At 67.9% G+C, this 19,924-nt stretch carries 19 protein-coding genes; 8 read left to right on the forward strand and 11 right to left on the reverse strand.

From position 1 onward, the window contains the following. Nucleotides 1-252 precede the first annotated feature (252 nt). Complete coding sequence (locus BV908_RS22910; protein WP_210434022.1) at nucleotides 253-2,745, forward strand: AI-2E family transporter; 2,493 nt, start codon at nucleotides 253-255, stop codon at nucleotides 2,743-2,745. 86 nt (nucleotides 2,746-2,831) lie between these two features. Here BV908_RS22910 and upp read toward each other — a convergent pair whose 3' ends face one another. From upp to BV908_RS12035, 3 genes are all read right to left on the reverse strand, one after another. Further along, nucleotides 2,832-3,461 (reverse strand): uracil phosphoribosyltransferase, encoded by a 630-nt coding sequence (gene upp, locus BV908_RS12025; RefSeq protein WP_103738258.1) that lies wholly within the window; start codon nucleotides 3,459-3,461, stop codon nucleotides 2,832-2,834. Nucleotides 3,462-3,583: 122 nt separating this feature from the next. After that, nucleotides 3,584-4,570, reverse strand: a complete 987-nt coding sequence (locus BV908_RS12030) for a threo-3-hydroxy-L-aspartate ammonia-lyase (RefSeq protein WP_088886845.1) — start codon at nucleotides 4,568-4,570, stop codon at nucleotides 3,584-3,586. Nucleotides 4,571-4,740: 170 nt separating this feature from the next. Next, the gene (locus BV908_RS12035; protein WP_103738259.1) at nucleotides 4,741-5,583 is read right to left on the reverse strand and encodes an enoyl-CoA hydratase-related protein; all 843 of its coding nucleotides are present in this window, start codon (nucleotides 5,581-5,583) and stop codon (nucleotides 4,741-4,743) included. 267 nt (nucleotides 5,584-5,850) lie between these two features. Here BV908_RS12035 and BV908_RS12040 point away from each other — a divergent pair, with 267 nt between their 5' ends. Continuing rightward, the gene (locus BV908_RS12040) at nucleotides 5,851-6,555 is read left to right on the forward strand and encodes a YebC/PmpR family DNA-binding transcriptional regulator (protein WP_103738260.1); all 705 of its coding nucleotides are present in this window, start codon (nucleotides 5,851-5,853) and stop codon (nucleotides 6,553-6,555) included. 91 nt (nucleotides 6,556-6,646) lie between these two features. Here the strand turns inward: BV908_RS12040 and BV908_RS12045 are convergent, their stop codons facing one another. Together BV908_RS12045 and BV908_RS12050 are read right to left on the reverse strand one after the other, a co-directional pair. Further along, on the reverse strand, nucleotides 6,647-7,348 hold the full coding sequence (locus tag BV908_RS12045) for a glutathione binding-like protein (RefSeq protein WP_088886844.1): 702 nt from the start codon (nucleotides 7,346-7,348) through the stop codon (nucleotides 6,647-6,649). A gap of 72 nt (nucleotides 7,349-7,420) precedes the next feature. Next, the gene (locus BV908_RS12050; RefSeq protein ID WP_103738261.1) at nucleotides 7,421-8,929 is read right to left on the reverse strand and encodes a helicase HerA-like C-terminal domain-containing protein; all 1,509 of its coding nucleotides are present in this window, start codon (nucleotides 8,927-8,929) and stop codon (nucleotides 7,421-7,423) included. Between the two features lie 70 nt (nucleotides 8,930-8,999). Here BV908_RS12050 and BV908_RS12055 point away from each other — a divergent pair, with 70 nt between their 5' ends. The 6 genes from BV908_RS12055 (at nucleotide 9,000) to BV908_RS12080 (ending at nucleotide 14,172) form a co-directional block, all read left to right on the forward strand. Beyond that, complete coding sequence (locus tag BV908_RS12055) at nucleotides 9,000-9,719, forward strand: YebC/PmpR family DNA-binding transcriptional regulator (RefSeq protein WP_011805149.1); 720 nt, start codon at nucleotides 9,000-9,002, stop codon at nucleotides 9,717-9,719. A 21-nt stretch (nucleotides 9,720-9,740) separates the two neighbouring features. Continuing rightward, nucleotides 9,741-11,027 carry a phosphoribosylamine--glycine ligase gene (gene purD / locus BV908_RS12060; RefSeq protein ID WP_015913248.1) on the forward strand — a complete coding sequence of 429 codons (1,287 nt, stop codon included), beginning with the start codon at nucleotides 9,741-9,743 and terminating at the stop codon, nucleotides 11,025-11,027. Next, nucleotides 11,024-12,028 (forward strand): oxygen-dependent coproporphyrinogen oxidase, encoded by a 1,005-nt coding sequence (hemF, locus tag BV908_RS12065; protein ID WP_047351206.1) that lies wholly within the window; start codon nucleotides 11,024-11,026, stop codon nucleotides 12,026-12,028. Before purD ends, hemF begins: the two co-directional genes overlap by 4 nt. A gap of 170 nt (nucleotides 12,029-12,198) precedes the next feature. Further along, the gene (rsfS, locus tag BV908_RS12070; protein WP_103738262.1) at nucleotides 12,199-13,011 is read left to right on the forward strand and encodes a ribosome silencing factor; all 813 of its coding nucleotides are present in this window, start codon (nucleotides 12,199-12,201) and stop codon (nucleotides 13,009-13,011) included. 15 nt (nucleotides 13,012-13,026) lie between these two features. Further along, entirely contained in the window at nucleotides 13,027-13,494 is a 468-nt protein-coding gene (gene rlmH, locus BV908_RS12075; protein WP_011805153.1) for a 23S rRNA (pseudouridine(1915)-N(3))-methyltransferase RlmH, read from the forward strand. A gap of 51 nt (nucleotides 13,495-13,545) precedes the next feature. Continuing rightward, the gene (locus BV908_RS12080) at nucleotides 13,546-14,172 is read left to right on the forward strand and encodes a Maf family protein (RefSeq protein ID WP_103738263.1); all 627 of its coding nucleotides are present in this window, start codon (nucleotides 13,546-13,548) and stop codon (nucleotides 14,170-14,172) included. A 27-nt stretch (nucleotides 14,173-14,199) separates the two neighbouring features. Here the strand turns inward: BV908_RS12080 and BV908_RS12085 are convergent, their stop codons facing one another. Genes BV908_RS12085 through BV908_RS12110 form a run of 6 tightly spaced genes read right to left on the reverse strand, consistent with a single transcriptional unit; the run spans nucleotide 14,200 to nucleotide 19,921 of the window. Then, nucleotides 14,200-14,964 carry a Crp/Fnr family transcriptional regulator gene (locus BV908_RS12085; protein ID WP_103738264.1) on the reverse strand — a complete coding sequence of 255 codons (765 nt, stop codon included), beginning with the start codon at nucleotides 14,962-14,964 and terminating at the stop codon, nucleotides 14,200-14,202. Between the two features lie 53 nt (nucleotides 14,965-15,017). Then, nucleotides 15,018-16,718: a nitrite reductase gene (locus BV908_RS12090; RefSeq protein ID WP_246867497.1), complete on the reverse strand. Its 1,701-nt coding sequence runs from the start codon at nucleotides 16,716-16,718 to the stop codon at nucleotides 15,018-15,020. Continuing rightward, nucleotides 16,711-17,931: a heme d1 biosynthesis radical SAM protein NirJ gene (gene nirJ, locus BV908_RS12095; protein ID WP_103738266.1), complete on the reverse strand. Its 1,221-nt coding sequence runs from the start codon at nucleotides 17,929-17,931 to the stop codon at nucleotides 16,711-16,713. The genes BV908_RS12090 and nirJ overlap by 8 nt, the downstream gene beginning before the upstream one ends. Before the next feature lie 2 nt (nucleotides 17,932-17,933). Beyond that, entirely contained in the window at nucleotides 17,934-18,416 is a 483-nt protein-coding gene (locus tag BV908_RS12100; RefSeq protein WP_011805158.1) for an AsnC family transcriptional regulator, read from the reverse strand. Further along, nucleotides 18,406-18,888: an Lrp/AsnC family transcriptional regulator gene (locus tag BV908_RS12105; protein WP_103738267.1), complete on the reverse strand. Its 483-nt coding sequence runs from the start codon at nucleotides 18,886-18,888 to the stop codon at nucleotides 18,406-18,408. The genes BV908_RS12100 and BV908_RS12105 overlap by 11 nt, the downstream gene beginning before the upstream one ends. Continuing rightward, on the reverse strand, nucleotides 18,875-19,921 hold the full coding sequence (locus tag BV908_RS12110) for an Lrp/AsnC family transcriptional regulator (RefSeq protein ID WP_103738268.1): 1,047 nt from the start codon (nucleotides 19,919-19,921) through the stop codon (nucleotides 18,875-18,877). Before BV908_RS12110 ends, BV908_RS12105 begins: the two co-directional genes overlap by 14 nt. Between the last annotated feature and the right edge of the window lie 3 nt (nucleotides 19,922-19,924).

Raw genomic sequence — 19,924 nt, forward strand, 5'->3', positions numbered from 1 at the left:
TGGAACGGTAGGTGCGTGCCGACGGGGCGGTGCGGCAGAGGTGCTTTTATTTTGATAGCTGCTCGCGCTTGCTACAAGCGCGCTTGGGCTATTTTAGGTCATTGACGGGTAGGGTGGAGCGCTTTGCGGGCGGCGCGGTGCACGGCGTGCGCTGTCAGTCGCCCGCCCGCGTGCAGTCTGTGGCGGCTGCCGCCTACAGGGCCGCGGGGCCGCGCAGCGGACAATACGCGCCGGACACGACTTCGAGAAGCGATGCAAGGGGACAACGCCATGGGCAACAGCGGGCCGCAGGATCCGACCGATTCCAGGCCGGCCAGGGATATGGGGGCGGCGCGCGGCGCCACCGCTTCGGGCTATCCGCCGCAGCGCACCGTGCACACCGCCACGGCCATGGACGCCACGGTGCCCAGCCTGCGGTTCATGATCGGCCTGGTGATCGCGGCGCTGGTGGTCGCGGGCCTGTATTTCGGCCGTACGCTGCTGGTGCCGCTGGCATTGGCGTTCCTGCTGAGCTTCGTGCTGGAGCCGCTGGTGGCGCAGCTCAAGCGCATGGGCCTGCCGCGCCTGCCCTCGGTCATCGCGGTGGTGATGGCCATGCTGATGGTGCTGGGCGTGGGGGCGCTGTTCGTGGGTAACGAGGCGCGCGAGCTGAGCGCGCAGCTGCCCTCCTACCAGAACACCATCCGCAAGAAGCTGCGCAGCCTGCGCCAGCAGTTGCGCGCGCCCGGCATGTTCGACGGCGCCAAGCGCACCTTCGACATCGTGCAGCGCGAGGTGGAGGCGGCCGCTCCCGCCTTGTCGGGTGTCGCGCGCGCGCCGACCGTGCAAAAGGTGCAGGTGCAGCCGCCCGTGCTGTCGCCCGCCAACCAGCTCATGGCCGCGCTCTCGGCGGTCAGTGGGCCGCTCACCCAGGCGGGCCTGGTGCTGGTGTTCGTGATCTTCATCCTGCTGGACCGTGTAGACCTGCGCGACCGCCTGCTGCGCCTGTGGGGGGGCAATCTGCACCGCGCCACCGATGCCATGGACGAGGCGGGCGACCGCATCACGCGCTACCTGACCATGCAACTGCTGGTGAACGTGACCTACGGCATTCCCATGGCGGCGGGCCTGTGGCTCATCGGCGTGCCCGGTGCCGTGCTGTGGGGGTCGCTGGCCGCGGTGATGCGCTTCGTGCCCTACCTGGGGCCGTTCATCGCCGCGGCGTTTCCGCTCACCCTCGCTTTCGCGGTGGACCCGGGCTGGGATCTGGTGCTGTGGACGCTCGGCCTCATCGTGCTGCTGGAACTGGTGAGCAACAACGTCATCGAGCCCTGGCTGTATGGGTCCAGCACCGGGCTGTCGGCGCTGTCGCTCATCGTGGCGGCCACCTTCTGGGCGGCGCTGTGGGGGCCGGTGGGACTCATCATGTCCACGCCGCTCACTGTGTGCCTGCTCGTGATCGGCCGCTACCTGCCGCAGTTGGCCTTCCTGGAGGTGCTGCTGGGCAGCCGGCCGGTGCTGGACGAGCCCACGCGCATCTACCAGCGCCTGCTGGCGGGCGACGCGGCGGAGGCCATCGAGTTGAGCACCACCCGCATCGAGGCCCTGAAGGGCGCCGTGCCCGCTTTCTACGGCCAGGTGGGCGTGCCCGTGCTGCGCATGGCCGTGGGCGACCATGCGCAGGTGGCCACGCCCGAGCACCGCCTGCGCCTGGTCGAAGGCATGGACGCGCTGCTGGACGAGCTGGAGGAGCAGTACCCGGTGCCCGACGCCGCTGCGCAAGAGCCGGTGGTGTGCCTGGGCGGCAAGTGGGAGGTGGATCTGTTCGCGGCGCGCATGCTGGCGCATGCGCTGTCGCTGCAGCATTGCCCGGCGCTGGCGCGCGTGGAGGGCGCCATGAGCGCCGAACATCTGGATGGCCTGGACCTGGACGCCGTGCGCGTGGTCTGCGTGGTGTGGCTCGCGCCCGAGCCCACCGCCGCCGCGCGGCACCTGTGCCGCAGGCTCAAGCGCCGCTGGCCGCATGTGCACATCGTGCTGGCGCTGTGGGGTGGGGTGCAGTCCCAGCCGCAGGACGAGCTGAGTGCCCAACTGGGCGCCGACGCGCTGGCGCTGTCGCTGGAGGAAACCCTGGCCCAGGTGGCGCAGCTGCAGGGCGCCAGCGTGGAAGGCGCCTACACCCCCGCGCCCATTCCCGCGCACGACGAGGCGCGCCTGCGCGCCCTGCAGGCCAGCGGCGTGCTGGACAGCCCCGCGCTGCAGCAGCTGTGCCAGCACACGGCCCAGCGCGCGGCCGACATCTTCGACGTACCGTTGGCGATGGTGTCGCTGGTGGATCGCGAGCGGCAGGTCACGCTGTGTGCGCACGGCCCGTTGTCGGCCGGCGGGGGGCAGGCCTGCTCGGCGGGCCAGGGCCTGCCGCGCGGCCTGTCGCTGTGCGGGCATGTGGTGGCGCGGCAGCGGTCGCTGGTGGTGCTCGACATTGCGCGGGATGCGCGCTTTGCCGGCAATCCGGCGCTGCGCGAGCAGGGTCTGCGCTTTTACGCGGGCGTTCCGCTGCGCGACGCGGCGGGCCATGCGCTGGGTACGCTGTGCCTGATGGACACCGCGCCGCGCGCATTCGATGAGCGGGAAAAGCGGTTGCTGCAGGCCATGGCCAATGACCTCATGGCCGGCTGGCGCGACGCGCAGGCCGCGGGCGGCCCGGCGCTACCCGCGGGCCAGTCCGCGCCATCGGCCACGGTGGGTCAGGTGGTGCCGCAGTAGCCGACGTTGTCCGAAATCGTCCGAAATGGTCTGAAGTAGGAGCGACCGGCGCGGCCAGGGCCGGGGCAGGCCCTGTCGCCAGCGCGTTACTTGGTGCCGAAGATGCGGTCACCCGCATCGCCGAGGCCGGGCAGGATATAGCCGTGGTCGTTGAGCTCGCGGTCGATAGCGGCGGTGTAGATGGGCACGTCGGGGTGGGCCTTTTGCAGCGTGGCCACGCCCTCGGGTGCAGCCAGCAGGCACACGAACTTGATCGAGCGCGGCTGCAGTTGCTTGAGGCGCGCGACGGCCGCGGCGGCGGAGTTGCCGGTGGCGAGCATCGGGTCCACGATGATGATGTCGCGCTCGGCCATCTCGGAGGGCATCTTGAAGTAATACTCGACCGGCTGCAGCGTGTCCGGGTCGCGGTACAGGCCGATGTGGCCGATGCGCGCGCCCGGCACCACGTTGAGCATGCCGTCCAGGAAGCCGTTGCCCGCGCGCAGGATGGACACGAGCACGAGCTTCTTGCCGTCGATGACCTTGCCGGTCATGGTCTCCAGGGGGGTTTCGATCTGGATGTCCTGCAGCGGCATGTCGCGCGTGACTTCGTAAGCCATCAGGGTGGACAGCTCGCCCAGCAGGCGGCGGAAGCTGTTGGTGCTGGCGTCCTTCTTGCGCATCAGGGTCAGCTTGTGCTGTACCAGGGGGTGGTCGATGACGTGGACGTTGCTCATGGGCTGGTGCCTCTTATTGGGGTAGAAAAAAAGATCGAGACCGGAATTTTGCACTCTGGCGCCAAGCCCCTGCGCGCGGGCAGCGCCGACGCACCGCCGGCCAGCGGCCCATCCGCCTCAGGTCAATCTGCCGACGCCGCGGTCAGCAGCTGTGCGTAGCGGGTCATGTCCACGTTGCCGCCGCTGATGACGACGCCCACGCGCTTGCCCCGCAGCCGCACGCCGCCATGGCACGCGCCCGCCAGTCCCAGCGCGCCCGTGGGCTCGACCACGATCTTCATGCGTTCGGCAAAGAAGTGCATCGCGCTCATGAGCTGCGCATCGGTGGCGGTCACGATGTCAGAAACGCCGGCGTGGATGAGGGGGAAGGTGAGCGCGCCCAGTGCCTGCGTCTGTGCACCGTCGGCAATCGTCTGCGGTGTGTCGATGCGCACCACGTGGCCTGCGTTGAGGGACTGCTGTCCGTCGTTGCCGGTCTCGGGCTCCACGCCGACCACCTTGCACTGCGGCGCCAGTTCGCGCGCTGCCAGCAGGCAGCCCGACAGCAGGCCGCCGCCGCCCAGCGGCACGAACAGGTAGTCCAGGTGCGGCACGTCCTCGAACAGCTCCTTGGCTACCGTGCCCTGGCCGGCGATCACGTGGGCGTGGTCGAAGGGCGGAATCAGCGTCATGCCGCGCTCGGTGGCCAGGCGGCGGCTGATGGCCTCGCGGTCTTCGGTGAAGCGGTTGTAGGTGACCACCTCGGCGCCGTAGCCGCGCGTGGCGGCTATCTTTGCAAGCGGCGCATCCTCCGGCATGACGATGACTGCGGGAATCTCCAGCAGCCGCGCCGACAGCGCGATGGCCTGCGCATGGTTGCCCGACGAGAACGCGATCACGCCGCGCTGGCGCTGCGCGTCGCTGAACTGCACCAGTGCGTTGAACGCGCCGCGGAACTTGAACGCGCCCATGCGCTGCAGGTTCTCGCACTTGAAGAACACCTGCGCGCCGAGCAGCGCATCCAACGTGCTGGAACTCAGCACCGGCGTGCGGTGTGCCATGCCCTTGAGGCGATGGGCCGCTTCGGCAACGTCGTCATAGGTGGGCAGCGGAGGGCGCGGCAGGTGCATGGCTGTGGGCGAACGCTGGCGAATGGAAACGCGGCGCGGTGCCGCGCCGCAGGCGGGTTGCCGCATCATAGCCCGACACCCGGCGGTATATGCCTCGATTGGCCTGCAACGCCCTTGCAGCAAGCGCGCCCAGCTATCAACTTTGAAACCGGGGCCGCGCGGCGCGTGCGTCAGCCGAGTTCGCTGAAGCGCTTGAGCGGCGCCAGCGCCGGGAAGTCGCCCGCGCGCTTGGCCTGCATGGCGGAGACGGCCTCGCCCACATGGCGGTTGCTCCAGATGGCGCCTTGCAGCCAGCCCATCTGGCGCAGGCTGTCGTGCACGCCGTGGTCGCGCGCATAGCGCACGGCCTGCTTGGTGCCCCAGACGGCCACCGGCGGCTTGGTGGCAATCTCGTTCGCGCAGGCCAGGGCGCCGGCCACCAGCGTTTCGTGCGAGTCGAACAGCTGCGTGACCAGTCCGCATTCCAGCGCGCGCTCGGCCGGCAGGCGGCGGCCGGTGTAGGCCAGCTCGTTCAGCAGGCCCAGCGGCATGAGCTTGGGCAGGCGCTGCAGGCTGCCCACGTCGGCCACCATGCCGATGTTGATCTCCTGGATGCAGAAGAAGGCATCGCGCGTGGCATAGCGGATGCAGGCGGCCGCCACCATGTCCAGCGCGCCACCGATGCAGCCGCCGTGGATGGCCGCGATCACGGGGATGCGCAGCTCTTCGATGCGCGTGAAGGTGGCCTGCATGTCCGTCAGCTGGTCGAACACGGCGGCGCGCCCCTCGGGGCTGCGGTCGTCCAGCGTGATCGCGCCGCCGAAGGTCTCCAGCGCCATACCCGCGCTGAAGTGCTTGCCCGTGCTGCTGATGACCAGCGCGCGCGCCTCGCCGCCGCGGTGCAGGTTGGCCAGCACGGTGTCCAGCTCGCGCCAGAACTGCGGGTGCATGGTGTTCATGGCCTCGGGGCGGTTCAGCACCAAGTGGGCCACGTGGTCGGTGACGGTGAGGGTGAAGCAGGTGAGGGTGTTCATGGCGCGACTGTAGGAGTGGCCGGCGGGCCGGGGCGTCGCTTGCGCGACGGTGCGGCGGTCATCGGGTGCAGAGCGAAATCGGCCTGCAGCGCTTGTAGGGCAAGCGCAGGCAGCTATTTGATGCATAGCAAAGAAGCGCCATCTCGCGCGGCGCCACCGGCAGGCGCTCGTCTGTCGCGGTCCAGCTCGTCTGGCGGCGAGGTATACACTTTGCCGCTGCGGCGCAGGCCGCATTTTTTGTTGGCTCCAAGCAAAGGAATCGCAGCCATGGGCGCGCAATGGAAGGCAAAGGGCAAGGCGCTGGTCGCCGATGCCAAGGGCAGGCTTTTTGGGAAGCTGGTCAAGGAAATCATCGTCGCCGCGCGCGCGGGGGCCGACCCGGCCGGCAATTCGCGCCTGCGCCTGGCCATCGAGGCGGCGCGCAAGGCGTCCATGCCCAAGGACACGCTGGAGCGTGCCATCAAGAAGGGTTCGGGCGTGGGGGGCGACGCGGTGAACTACGAGCGCGTGATCTACGAGGGCTTTGCCCCGCACCAGGTGCCGGTGATGGTGGAGTGCCTGACCGACAACGTGAACCGCACGGCGCCCGAGATGCGCGTGTGCTTTCGCAAGGGGCAGATGAGCGCCGTGGCCTGGGACTTCGACCACGTGGGCATGATCGAGGGCGAGCCCGAGCAAGCCGGCGCCGACGCGGAGCTGGCCGCCATCGAGGCCGGTGCCCAGGACTTCGAGCCCGGCGAGGAAGAGGGCCAGACCCTGTTCCTGACCGACCCCTCGGACCTGGATGCGGTGGCCAAGGCCTTGCCCGGGTTCGGCTTCAAGGTGCTGTCGGTCAAGCTGGGCTACAAGGCCAAGAACCCGGTGAGCATGGCCAACCTTTCGCCCGAGGCGCAGGAGGAAGTGCAGGCCTTCCTGGCGGGCATCGAGAACAACGACGACGTGCAGAACGTGTTCGTGGGGCTCGTGGACTGATGCACGCCATGCACCGTGCCGCCAAGGCCCCCGTCCACCCACGAAAAAGCCGCTGAACAGCGGCTTTTTTCATGGGCGCCTCGGTGCTTGGTTAGCGGCGCACGGTGCCGGCGTCCTGGCCGAAGAGGATCTTCTTGGCCGCCTCGTCCACCGTGGGTGCGGTGTTGATGGTCTGTGCCAGCGCGTAGGCGCGGCCGGTGGCGGGCCGTGCCTGGATGCGCTCGAACCAGGCCCTCAGGTGCGGGAAATCCGCCAGGTCCTGGCGCTGCCTTTCGTGCGGCACGATCCAGGGGTAGCAGGCCATGTCGGCAATGGAATAGTCCCCTGCGATGTAGTCGCGCCCGTCGGCCAGGTGCTTGTCCAGCACACCGTACAGGCGCGCGGTTTCCTTCACGTAGCGGTCGATGGCGTAGGGCACCGGCTCGGGCGCGTATTGCGTGAAGTGGTGGTTCTGCCCGGCCATGGGCCCCAGGCCGCCCATTTGCCAGAACAGCCATTGCAGCGCCTCGTTGCGTCCGCGCAGGTCCTGCGGGATGAACCGGCCGGTCTTGTCGGCCAGGTACAGCAGGATGGCGCCGGACTCGAACACCGACAGCGGCGCGCCGCCATCCGCGGGCGCCTGGTCCACGATGGCGGGGATGCGGTTGTTAGGCGCGATGCGCAGGAAGTCCGGCGCGAACTGCTCGCCCCGGCCGATGTTCACCGGGTGCACGCGGTAGGGCAGGCCGCTTTCCTCCAGGAAGAGGGTGATCTTGTGGCCGTTGGGCGTGGTCCAGTAGTACAGGTCGATCATCGGATGCTCCTTAAATAATAGCTGTTAGCGCTTGATAGACGGGCGCTGGAGCTGAATTTGGCTTGGAACGCCTCAGCGCTTCCTGCCGCCGAAGATGCCGCCCAGCACGCCGCGCAGTATTTCCTTGCCCAGGCTGGTGCCCATGGTGCGTACGGCCGACTTGGCCATGGTCTGCACCAGGCCGTCGCGCTTGCCGCCGCGCGGCCCGGTGCTGCCGAACAGCACGTCGTTCAGGCCGCCCATGAGGCCGCTGTCGCCCTGCGCCGTGCCGTTGCCGGGGGCACTGGGGGCATTGCTGGCAGCCTGCTCGGCGCGGCCGCGCAGCTTCTCGTAGGCAGATTCGCGGTCCACCGCCTGCTCGTAGGTGCCCGCGACGAGCGATCCGCCGATGAGTGCGCGGCGTTGCACGTCGGTGATGGGGCCGATCTGGCTGCCGGGCGGCAGCACGTACACGCGCTCGGTCTCGCTGGGGCGGCCCTTGGCGTCGAGGAAGCTCACCAGCGCCTCGCCCACGGCCAGCTCGGTGATGGCGGCCTCGATGTCCAGGCCCGCCTTGGGGCGCATGGTGGTGGCCGTGGCCTTCACGGCCTTCTGGTCGCGCGGGGTGAAGGCGCGCAGCGCGTGCTGCACGCGGTTGCCCAGTTGGGCCAGCACGCTGTCGGGGATGTCCAGCGGGTTCTGGGTGACGAAATACACGCCGACCCCCTTGGAGCGCACCAGGCGCACCACCAGTTCGATGCGTTCCACAAGCACCTTGGGCGCTTCGTTGAACAGCAGGTGGGCCTCATCGAAGAAGAACACCAGCTTGGGCTTTTCCGGGTCGCCGATTTCGGGCAGCTGTTCGAACAGCTCCGACAGCATCCACAGGAGGAACGTGGCGTACAGGCGCGGGGAATTCATGAGCTTGTCGGCCGCCAGGATGTTGACCACGCCGCGCCCGTCCACGGTCTGCATGAAGTCCTGGATGTTGAGCATGGGCTCGCCAAAGAACTGGTCGCCGCCCTGCGTCTCGATCTGCAGCAGCCCGCGCTGGATGGCGCCCACGCTGGCCGTGGAGATGTTGCCGTACTCGGTGGTGAACTCCTTGGCGTTGTCGCCCACGTAGGTGAGCATGGCGCGCAGGTCCTTCAGGTCCAGCAGCAGCAGGCCGTTGTCGTCCGCGATCTTGAACACCAGGTTCAGCACGCCCAGCTGGGTTTCGTTCAGGTTCAGCATGCGCCCCAGCAAGAGCGGCCCCATGTCCGAGATGGTGGCGCGCACGGGGTGGCCCTGCGTGCCGAACACATCCCACAGCGTGGTGGGGCAGGCCGTGGGCTCGGGCGCGGCCAAGCCGCGGTCGGCCAGCGTCTTGCCCAGCTTCTCGCCAATGGTGCCCTTTTGGCTGATGCCGGTGAGATCGCCCTTCACGTCGGCCATGAACACCGGCACGCCGATGCGCGAGAACTGCTCGGCCAGCGTCTGCAGCGTCACGGTCTTGCCGGTGCCGGTGGCGCCGGTGATCAGGCCGTGCCGGTTGGCCAGGCCCGGCAGCAGGTGGCATTGCGTGGAATCACGCTGTGCAATCAGGAGAGGTTCGGACATGGCGGTAGTGATGGGGTGAGTCAAAAGTAAAATCGCGGCCGCAAGATTAAATCAATCAAAGGACGCTGCAGTGGCAGGACACAGTAAATGGGCCAACATCCAGCACCGCAAGGGGCGCCAGGATGAAAAGCGCGGAAAGATCTGGACCCGCATCATTCGTGAAATCACCGTCGCGGCGCGCACGGGTGGCGGCGACCCCTCGGCCAACCCGCGTCTGCGCCTGGCCATCGACAAGGCCAAGGCCGCCAACATGCCGGCCGACCGCATCAAGTACAACATCGACAAGGCCTCGGGCACGCTGGAAGGCGTGAGTTACGAGGAAATCCGCTACGAGGGCTACGGCATCGGCGGCGCCGCGATCATCGTGGACACCATGACCGACAACCGCGTACGCACCGTGGCCGAAGTACGCCACGCCTTCAGCAAGTACGGCGGCAACATGGGCACGGAAGGCTCCGTGGCCTTTCAGTTCAAGAACGTGGGCCAGATCATCTTCGCCCCCGGCACCAGCGAGGACAAGGTCATGGAAGTGGCCCTGGAGGCGGGCGCCGAGGACGTGATCACCGATGATGAGGGTGCCATCGAGGTGCTGACCGCGCCCGGCGATTTCGAGGCGGTGCGCGATGCGCTGGGGGCTGCGGGCCTTCAGCCGGAGGTGGCCGAGGTCACCATGCGCCCCGAGAACACCATCGCCCTGGAGGGCGACGATGTCGCGCGCATGCAAAAGCTCCTGGACATGATCGAAGACCTCGACGATGTGCAAGAGGTCTACCACAACGCAGAGCTCTAGGAACTTGAGCACCGACACCCTATGAAAATCCTAGTCATTGGCGGCGGCGGCCGGGAACACGCACTGGCCTGGAAGCTGAGCCAGTCCCCCAAGACCTCCAAGGTGTACGTGGCGCCCGGCAACGGCGGCACGGCGCTGTCGCCAAAGTATGAGAACGTGCCCATCAGCGACGTGACGGCCCTGCGCGAGTGGGCGCAGGCGCAGAAGATCGCGCTCACCGTGGTCGGCCCCGAGGCACCGCTGGCCGCTGGCGTGGTGGACGAGTTCCGTACCCACGGCCTGCGCATCTTCGGCCCCACGCAGGCTGCCGCGCAACTGGAAAGCTCCAAGGCCTTCTCCAAGGCTTTCATGAAGCGCCACGGCATCCCCACGGCCGAGTACGAGACCTTCACCGATCCGCAGGCCGCGCATGCCTACGTGAACCGTCTGGGCGCACCCATCGTCATCAAGGCCGACGGCCTGGCGGCGGGCAAGGGCGTAGTGGTAGCCATGACGCTGCAGGAGGCCCACGACGCCGTGGACTTCATGCTGGTGGACAACAAGTACGGCGTTGCCCACAACGAAGGCGGCGCCCGCGTGGTGATCGAGCAATTCCTCGAAGGTGAGGAAGCCTCGTTCATCGTGCTGTGCGACGGCAAGAACGTTCTGGCGCTGGCCACCAGCCAGGACCACAAGCGCCTGAAGGATGGCGACCAAGGCCCCAACACCGGTGGCATGGGCGCGTATTCGCCTGCGCCGGTGGTCACGGCCGACGTGCATGCGCGCGCCATGCGCGAGGTGATCCTGCCCACCATCCGTGGCATGGAAAAAGACGGCATCCCCTACACGGGCTTTCTGTATGCCGGCCTGATGATCGACGCGACGGGCCATCCCAAAACGCTGGAGTTCAACTGCCGCATGGGTGACCCCGAGACACAGCCCATCCTCATGCGCCTCAAAAGCGACCTGGTGGAGGTGCTGGGGGCGGCCGTGGACGGCAAGCTCGACCAGGTGGAACTGCAGTGGGATCGCCGCACGGCGCTGGGCGTGGTGATGGCTGCCCAGGGCTATCCCGAGAACCCGCGCAAGGGCGATGCCATCACCGGCCTGCCGCAGGACGCGGACGACGCCATGGTCTTCCACGCCGGCACACAGCTCGTGGATGGCGTGGTGCGTACCAGTGGCGGGCGCGTGCTGTGCGTGACGGCGCTGGCCGACAGCGTCAAGCAGGCACAGCAGCGTGTGTATGACGTGGCGCGCGGCATTCACTTCGACGGCGCGCAGTACCGCCACGACATTGGCCACCGCGCGGTGAAGGCCAACGGATGACCACACAAAAACCCACCTTCAACACGGCGGACACCGTGGCCCGCGTGCGCGGCTATCTGGAGGGCCTGCAGGCGCGCATCACCAGCGCGCTGGAGGACATCGAGGGGCCGCAAAGCCAGGGCGGGGCGCGCTTTCGGTCCGATGCCTGGCGGCGCGAAAGCGGCTCTGCACTGCAGGGCGACGGCATCACGCGCATCCTGGAAGGTGGGCGCGTGTTCGAGCGCGCGGGCTGCGGCTTCTCGCATGTGAGCGGGCCGCGCCTGCCGCCCTCGGCCACGCAGCACCGGCCGGAGTTGGCGGGTGCGCCGTTCGAGGCCATGGGCGTGTCGCTGGTGTTCCACCCGCGCAACCCCTATGTGCCCACGGTGCACATGAACGTGCGCATGATCGCAGCCGGCACAGGTGCGGCTGGCACAGGTGCGGCTGGCACAGGTGCGGCAGGTCAGGCAGGCCAGGGTCCCATCTGCTGGTTCGGCGGCGGCATGGACCTCACGCCGTACTACGGTTTCGACGAGGATGCGGTGCACTTTCACCGTGCCTGCCGCGATGCGCTCGCACCCTTCGGCGAAGGCCTGTACCCGCGCTTCAAGACCTGGTGCGACGAGTACTTCTACCTTAAACACCGCAATGAGCAGCGCGGCGTGGGCGGCATCTTCTTTGACGACTTCGCGGAGCTGGGCTTCGAGCAGAGCCTGGCCATGACACAGAGCGTGGGCGATGCCTTCCTGGGCGCCTACCTGCCCATCGTGCAGCGGCGCATGCACATGGACCATGGCGAGCGCGAACGCGAGTTCCAGCTCTACCGGCGTGGCCGCTATGTGGAGTTCAACCTGGTGTGGGACCGCGGCACGCACTTCGGCCTGCAGTCGGGCGGGCGCACGGAATCCATCCTGCTGTCCATGCCGCCGCTGGCGGCCTGGTCCTACCAGCGCGAGCCGCAGCCGGGCTCGCCCGAGGCGCTGTTGACCGAGCGCTTTCTTCAGCGCCGCGACTGGATCTGAGTGTGTGAGCGCGGGTAACTATAATTTCAATAGCTGCCTGCGCTTGACCATCAAGCGCCAGACCCGTTTTTGATATCTGAAACATGCCCTGACAACCGCTCCGCGCCCCCCTTGGCCGTGGCGGTGCTTGCAGGCTATATTGATTCCATTCCTTCACTGAAGACCACCTGATGACCACTTCCAGCAAATCGGAAACCGCCGCCAAGAAAGACGTCACCAAGCTCCAGCGCGCCATCGTCGATGGCCTGGAAGACGTCAAGGCGCAAGACATCCAGGTCTTCAACACCGAGCATCTCTCGCCGCTGTTCGAGCGCGTGGTCGTCGCCACCGGCAGCTCCAACCGCCAGACCAAGGCGCTGGCCGCCAGCGTGCGCGACGCCGTGCGCAAGGCCGGGTTCCCCAAGCCGCGCAGCGAGGGCGAGGACAACGGAGAATGGATCATCGTGGACTGCGGCCAGGCCGTGGTGCATGTCATGCAGCCCGCCATCCGCCAGTACTACCGGCTGGAGGAGATCTGGGGCGAGAAGCCTGTGCGCCTGAAGCTGGGCGCTGCCAAGCCACGCAAGATCATGGCCTCGGAAGGCGACGACGAGGCACCCGCGCGCAAGCCGGCCGCCAAGAAGGCCGCAGCCAAGCCCGCCACGAAGTCCGCAGCTGGCCAGAAGCCGGCCAAGGCGGCAGCTCCCGCGGCGGCCAAACCGGCAGCGAAATCCGCAGTGAAGCCCGCATCCAAGCCCGCTGGCAAGGCACAGAAGGCACCGGTCAAGGCCGCATCCAAACCCGCAGCGAAGAAGACCACGGCAAAGCCCGTGGCGGCGAAGAAGCCAGCCATCAAGAACGCGGTGAAGACCGTCGTGGTGAACAAGCCTGTGGCCAAGAAGGCACCCGCCAAGGCCGCCGCTACCACCACGGCACGCAAGCCGGTCGCCAAATCCACCGGTAAGGCTGTTGCGAAGAAGGCCCCCGCACGCAAGAAGGCCTGAGCCTTGCGCTGACCCATGAAGCTGCTGATCGTGGCCGTGGGCCAGCGGGTTCCCGACTGGGCGCAGACGGCCTATGACGACTATGCCAAGCGATTCCCGCCCGAGCTGAAGGTCGAGCTCAAAGCCGTCAAGACCGAGCCGCGCGGCTCCAAGACGCTGGAGACGCTCTATGCTGCCGAGCGCGAGCGTATCGAAGCGGCCATCCCGCGTGGCACGCGTGTGGTGGTGCTGGACGAGCGGGGCACGGGCCTCACCACCAAGGCCCTGGCCCAGCGGCTGAAGGACTGGCAGCTCGGGGGGGACGACGTGGCCCTGGTCATCGGCGGCCCCGACGGCCTAGACCCGGCCTTCCGCCAGGCGGCGCACGAGCGCATCCGCCTGTCTGACCTGACGCTGCCGCATGCCATGGTGCGCGTGTTGCTTATCGAGCAGCTTTACCGTGCGTGGTCGGTGAATGCCGGGCACCCGTACCATCGCGAATAACTTTAGATTTGATAGCTGCTCGCGCTTGCTGGTCGGGCGCTGGAGGCCCATTTGACTCAAGAACACCGCTTCATCTACCTGGCCTCCCAGAGCCCGCGGCGCCGCCAGTTGCTGGAGCAGTTGGGGGTGCGCCATGAGCTGCTGTTGCCCAACGCGGCGGGGGACGAGGCCGAGGATGCCGAGGCCATCGAAGCCGTGCTGCCTGGTGAGGCGCCCACGACCTATGTCGAGCGGGTGACGGGGCTGAAGCTGGACGCTGCCGTGGCGCGCCATGCGCGGCGCGGGCTGTCGCCAGCGCCCATTCTGTGCTCCGACACCACCGTGGCCCTGGGCCGCACCATCTACGGCAAGCCCGAGGATGCGCACGACGCGGTGCGTATGTTGGGGGAGTTGGCGGGGCATGAACACCGCGTATTGACGGCCGTCGCGCTGCAGGTGGGTCCCCGACGCCTCACGGCGCTGTCAGTCTCGCGCGTGCGCTTTGCGCCCATGTCGCGGGCGCAGATCGAGGACTACGTGGCGACGGGCGAGCCGCTGGGCAAGGCGGGCGCCTATGCGATCCAGGGGCGCGCCGCCGCCTATGTGGAGCACCTGTCGGGCAGTTACTCCGGCATCATGGGCCTGCCCATGTATGAGACGGCGCGCCTGTTGCGCGCGGCGGGCGTGCTGGCCGTCTAGGCGCAGCCTGTCAGGCCCGGAGCCTGGTTACATCGGGTATTTCGCCAGGCGCGCCGTATCCGGGATGTGGATGTCGCGCTTATCGATGTGGATCAGGCCGGCGGCCTCCAGGTCGTGCAGTACGCGAGAGAAATACTCGGGCGTGATCGACAGCCGCGAAGCGATGGTGGCCTTGCTCACCGGCAGCGAGATGCTGCGCGCGCTGGCTGGCGGCGCGGGAGCAACGGACTGCAGTGCCGCGCGGGCCGGGCATTGCGGAGGCACAGGCGCGGTAGGGGGATGAGGCGCGTCCTCGGGCAGGGCGTGCAGCAGGTAGCCGATCACGCGCTGCGCGCCGTTGTGCAGCGTATAGGTCTGCACGTCATGCACCAGGCCGTGCAGGCGGCGCGAGATGCCGGCGAGCATGCGCATGGCAAAGCGCGGCTCGTTCTCGATCTCGCGCACCACGGCCGCCTTGCCTACAGAGAGCAGCAGGGTATCGGTCAGGGCCTGGGCGTTCACGATATAGGGACGATCAGTAAACATCAGCGCCTCGGCGAAGCTGATGCCGGGGCCGGCAAGCTCGATCACCTTCTCCTGCCCCGCTGGCGACAGTGCAAACAGCTTCACCTGCCCCATCACGGTGACGTGGAATTCCTCGCAGGGCATGCCAACGCTGAACACCATGTCGCCGCGCGCATAGCGGCGTAGCCGGCAGCCCGTGCCCAGGCGTTCCAGTTCCTGGGGTGCCATTTCCTGGAACAGGGGCAGCGCCGCAAGGTAGCGCGGTATGTCGAAGTGCGCGATGTCCATGCGCGCATTACAGGGGAGACCCCTAGGTTTTGACTTGATCTATCTCCAATCGTTCAGTGCGATGTGCCCTCACTGCGGGTGATCTTGTTCCAGACGTTGTATTTCCCCACGGGCTTTTTCATGGGCAGGCGCTTGACTTCCTTGAAGGTGGCGGCGTCGTAGACCACCAGGGCGCCGTCCATTTCCCAGACACTGGCGAGGGCGTAGCGGCCATCGCGGGTGAACTCGATGTGCGCCAGCGTCTTGCCGGGCTCGCGCACCTGGGCCACCGGCTGCAGCGTGCGCTTGTCGATGATGGTCAGAGTGTCCTTGGCCGTGGGGCTCATCATGGAGTCGGTCCAGGCGTAGGGCGTGTCCTCATGGCTGCGCATGAAGAAACCCGGGCCGGGCGTGGCGATGGTGCGCACCGTCTTCCAGGTCTTCATGTCGATGACGTCCACGGCCCCGCCGCCCAGATTTGGGCTGGCCAGCACGGTGGTGTCGCCCCAGGCGAAGGTGATGCCCGAGCCCAGGTGCGGCATGCCGGCGATGGGCAGATCGGCCACCTTGCGCCGGATGTCCAGGTTCACGACCTGTGCGCTTGCGCGTTCGTCGGCGCCACTGCGCGGGCGCGTGGCGCCGAGTACGTGGCGGTAGGACTGGTCGAAGAAGAAGTCGTCCAGCGGCTCGCTCAGGGGGGTGCGCCGCACGCCCAGGTAGCCGGGCTTGGCGATGGCCTCTCCCATCTTGTAGTCGTGCACCAGACCATCGTAGATGGGGGCCGCGTTCCGGTCGTACGAGATTTCCCAGAGCTCGGGGATGTCCTTGAGCGCCACCACGAAGCTCTTGCGCGGCGTGGCGTCGTACACGGCCGAAACGCGTGAACTCGCCTTGCCGTCGAGCGTGGCTGCGGCGTATGTCTGCACGAGGTTCAGATCGGCATCGAACAGCGCCAGCGTGTGGGGCAGGTAGTTGGCGGCCATCACCCAGCGCCCGTCGCCGCTGACGGCCACGTTGCGCATGTTCAGGCCCGCGCGCACCTCGGCCACCACGCGCAGGCGCCACAGGTCGTATTTGGTGATCCAGCCGTCGCGCGAACCGAAGAACACGTAGCGCCCGTCCGGCGTGAACTTGGGACCGCCATGCAGCGCATAGCGGCTGGCAAAGCGCGTGATGACCTCGAAGCGGTCGCCGTCGAGCAGCGAGACATGGTGGTCGCCTCCTTCCACGACGAGGAAGAGGTTCATCGGGTCTGCGTTCCACTTCGGCTTGGCGGGCTCATCGTCGGGCACGGGCGTGAACGTGCGTGACGCCCGGATATCGTCCTCGCCCCAGCGCGGCGCGGGCACCACGGGGGTACGTACCCACGCGGCCAGGGCGCGAATCTCCGCGTCGCCCAACTGCTCTGAGAACCCGGGCATCTGGGTGGCGGGGCGCCCTTGCTGGATGACGCGCAACACCTCGGCGGGGCGCACGCGCTCCAGGCTCTCGGGCAGCAGCGCGGGGCCCATGATGCCGGTGCGCTGCGCGCCGTGGCATACAGCGCAGTGCTGCTGGTACAGGGCGGGGGCGTTGGGCTGGAGGGCTTCGGTGGTTTGGGCGTGCAGGCCCGCGAGCCAGAACAGACCCAAGGCCGCCAGAAACCGGCTCGGTCCAGACCAGCGGCTGCCGCGCAAGGGCCGCTTTGCCGCGGCGGTATCCACCTTTTTCGCGATAGCGCAGAGAAGGGGGAAGCGGTGTAGCCGCTCAGGGAAATGTGTTTCTAGTTTACGCATGGGCAATCTCGATCGTGCGACGGCGCTCATGCTTGGCGGGGGACTCGAAGGGCGTGCTGGAGGCGCCCACTTCGGCATCGGTGAGGTAGCAGCCGGGGTCCTCGAACCAGGGGTTGCCCGTGAGCTGCTGTGCGCGCACGCGGGTGTTGCCATTGCAGATCGTGAGGTACTGGCAACTGGCGCAGCGGCCCTGGACAGGGCGCGGGTGCTGCTTGAGCCCCGCCATGAGCGGGTCGCTGGTGTCGTTCCAGATCTGCGAAAAGGGCCGTTCGCGCACGCTGCCCAGGTCGTGGTGCCACCACATGGTGTCGGGGTGCACATGGCCCAGGTTGTCGATATTGGCCACCATCTGGCCGCTGGCATTGCCGCCCCAGGCCACCAGGCGCTGGCGCAAGGCGTCTTCCCATTGCGGCAGGTGCTCGCGCGCCCATTGCAGCAAATAGGGACCGTCAGCATCGTTGTTGCCGCTCACGTAGTCGTCCAGGCTGCCGGCCTGGGCATCGGCCCATGCGTGGTTGAACAGCAGGTCCATGGCCTGGCGTGTGGCCTGGTGGTGCGCGTCCTTGTCGCGGTGGATGTTGCCCCGCCCCGCGTAGTTCAGGTGCGAGAAATAGAACTTGTTGGCGCCCTCGTCCTTCATGAGCTGCAGCAGTGCGGGCAGATCGTGTGCATTCAGCGCTGTCATGGTGAAGCGCAGGCCCACCTTGACGTTGTGCGTGGCCAGGTGGCGGATGGCGGCCAGGCTGCGGTCGAACGCACCGTCCAGACGGCGGAACTTGTCATGCGTGGGCTTCAGGCCATCCAGGCTGATGCCCACGTAGTCGAATCCTGCGCCCGCGATGCGCGCGGCCATGGGCGCGTCGATCAGCGTGCCGTTGGTCGAAAGGCCGGTGTAGAAGCCCAGGTCACGCGCGCGCGCCGCGATCTCGAAGAGGTCGGGGCGCAGCAGTGGCTCGCCGCCCGAGAGGATGAGCGCAGGCACGCCGAAGGCCTTGAGGTCGTCCATGACGGTGTATACCTCTTGCAACGACAGCTCTCCAGCGTAGTCGTGGTCGGCCGAGAGCGCGTAGCAGTGCTTGCAGGTGAGGTTGCAGCGCCGGATCAGGTTCCAGATGACCACGGGGCCGCGCGCGTGCCGGTCGCGCGAAGTGGGGTAGGTTCCGGTGGCTTGGGCCTGGGCGAGTTCACGCAGGTACTGGCTGATGCGAAACATGGTCAGTCTTCCTTGAGGCGCAGGCCGGTCTTCTTGAGGATGGCCGTGGAGTACAGGATGTCGTGGGCGCGGCAGGCATCGCCCAGCAGGCCGGCAATCTGCTCGGCCTGTTGCTCGACATGCGCGCGGCTGGGGCCATGCAGCATGGCAAACAGGTTGTAGGGCCAGTGGGGCAGGTGGCGCGGGCGGCGGTAGCAGTGGCTCACGCCCGGCAGCGCGGCGACTTGGCGGCCCAGCGCGGCGACCTGGGTATCGTCCACGTCCCACACGCTCATGCCGTTGGCCGTGTAGCCCAGGCGGTAATGGTTGGGCACCGCGCCGATGCGGCGCACCAGGCCCTCGTCGATCATCCGGGCCAGGCGCTCGCGTACCTGCTCGCCAGGCACGCCCAGCATGGCGCCCACGGCTTCGTAGGGGCGCGCCACCAGCGGCAGCCCGCCCTGCGTGGCGGCGATCAGCGCACGGTCGAAGGCATCAAGCGCCATGGTGTTCTCCGGTGGACTGCGCTGGCAGGGGCGGCAGGCGCAACTCCACGAAATACTCTTCTTCCTTGGGAAAGGCGTAGACCGGCAGGCCAGTCGCGTCTTCGATGCGTGCCAGGGTCTCGCGCGCCAGCGCGGGGGACTCGGCCGCCACCACGAACCACATGTTCAGCGCATGCTCGCGGCGGTAGTTGTGCGCCACCTCGGTGAAGGCATTGACGGCAGCGCACACGGCGTGAAAACGATCCTCGGGCACAGCCATGGCCGCGAGGACGAATTGGCCGCCTGCGCGTTCGATCTGGAACAGCGGGCCGAAGCGCGTGAGCACACCCTGGGCGAGCAGGCGGTGCAGGCGTTCGATGACCTGCTCTTCGGTCCAGCCGATGTCGGCGGCGACGGCGGCGAAAGGGTGGTCCACCAGCGGAAAGCCGCCGTGCAGGTGGTCGATCAGCCGAGCGTCTTCAGGGGAGAGCATCGACGGCCTCCTGCATGGGTTCGGGAATGGCATGGGGCGCATGGTGGGCAAACCGCCGCGCACCCGTCTGTTTGAAACGCCGCAGCGAGAACAGCACGGCGCTGGGGCAGGGGGCTAGGCCCGCCTGGGCCACGGCCTGCGCCAGCTGGGTATGCACCGCTGCGCGGTCGCGCCCATGCACCATGCAGTACAGGTTGTAGCGCCAGTCTGGCGTGCGCGCACGGCGGTACGCCAGCGTTACGCCGTGCGCATGGGCCAGGGCCATGCCGTGGGTGTCCACGTGGTCGTCCGGCACGTCGAACACGGCCATGGCATTCGCTGTGTAGCCCAGTTCATGGTGACGCACCACCACGCCGAAGCGGCTGAGCAGCCCTTCGTCCTGCCAGCGGGCAATGGTGGCCAGCACGGCGGGCGTGCTGCTGTGAAGCTGGTCGGCCCATACGTCATAGGGCCGCTCGGTCAGCGGCAGGCCCTGCTCGGCCAGCGCGGCCAGGGGCCAGTCTTCGGGTGCCAGGGGGGTGCGTGCGCGGCCCGTGGGGCCCGTGGTGCCGACGCCGTCCCCCACGCCTGCGGATGTCCTCTCCAGGTCGAAGGCGGTGTCGATGCGGTAGGGGCGCAGCATGGGCAGGCGCTGCACGGGCAGGCCGGTGGTGTGCTCGATGGACTGGAGCAGGCGCTCCACCTGGTCCGCGTCATGGCCGGTGGCCACGAACCAGAGGTTGGTGGTGTGCTCGCGCTCGTAGTTGTGGTTGACGCCAGGGTGGGCCGACACCGTGGCGGCCACGTCGTCGAGCCGTTCGGGCGGCACGGCCATGGCCGCCAGCAGGGAGGCGCCCCCCGCGCCCGGCGCGAACACCGCGCCGATGCGGCTGAGCGCGCCCGCCTGCCACAACCGTGCGTAGCCGCTGAGCACGGCCTCGGCATCCATCCCCAGGCTGTGGCCGATGGCCGCGAAGGGTTCGGCGCACAGGGGGAAGCCGCGCTGCCAGTGGTTGAGCAGCGCGAGGTGGGTTGCGTTCTGGCTGCTCGGCATGGC

The organism is Diaphorobacter sp. LR2014-1 (assembly GCF_002916785.1).
GTDB lineage: Bacteria > Pseudomonadota > Gammaproteobacteria > Burkholderiales > Burkholderiaceae_C > Diaphorobacter > Diaphorobacter nitroreducens.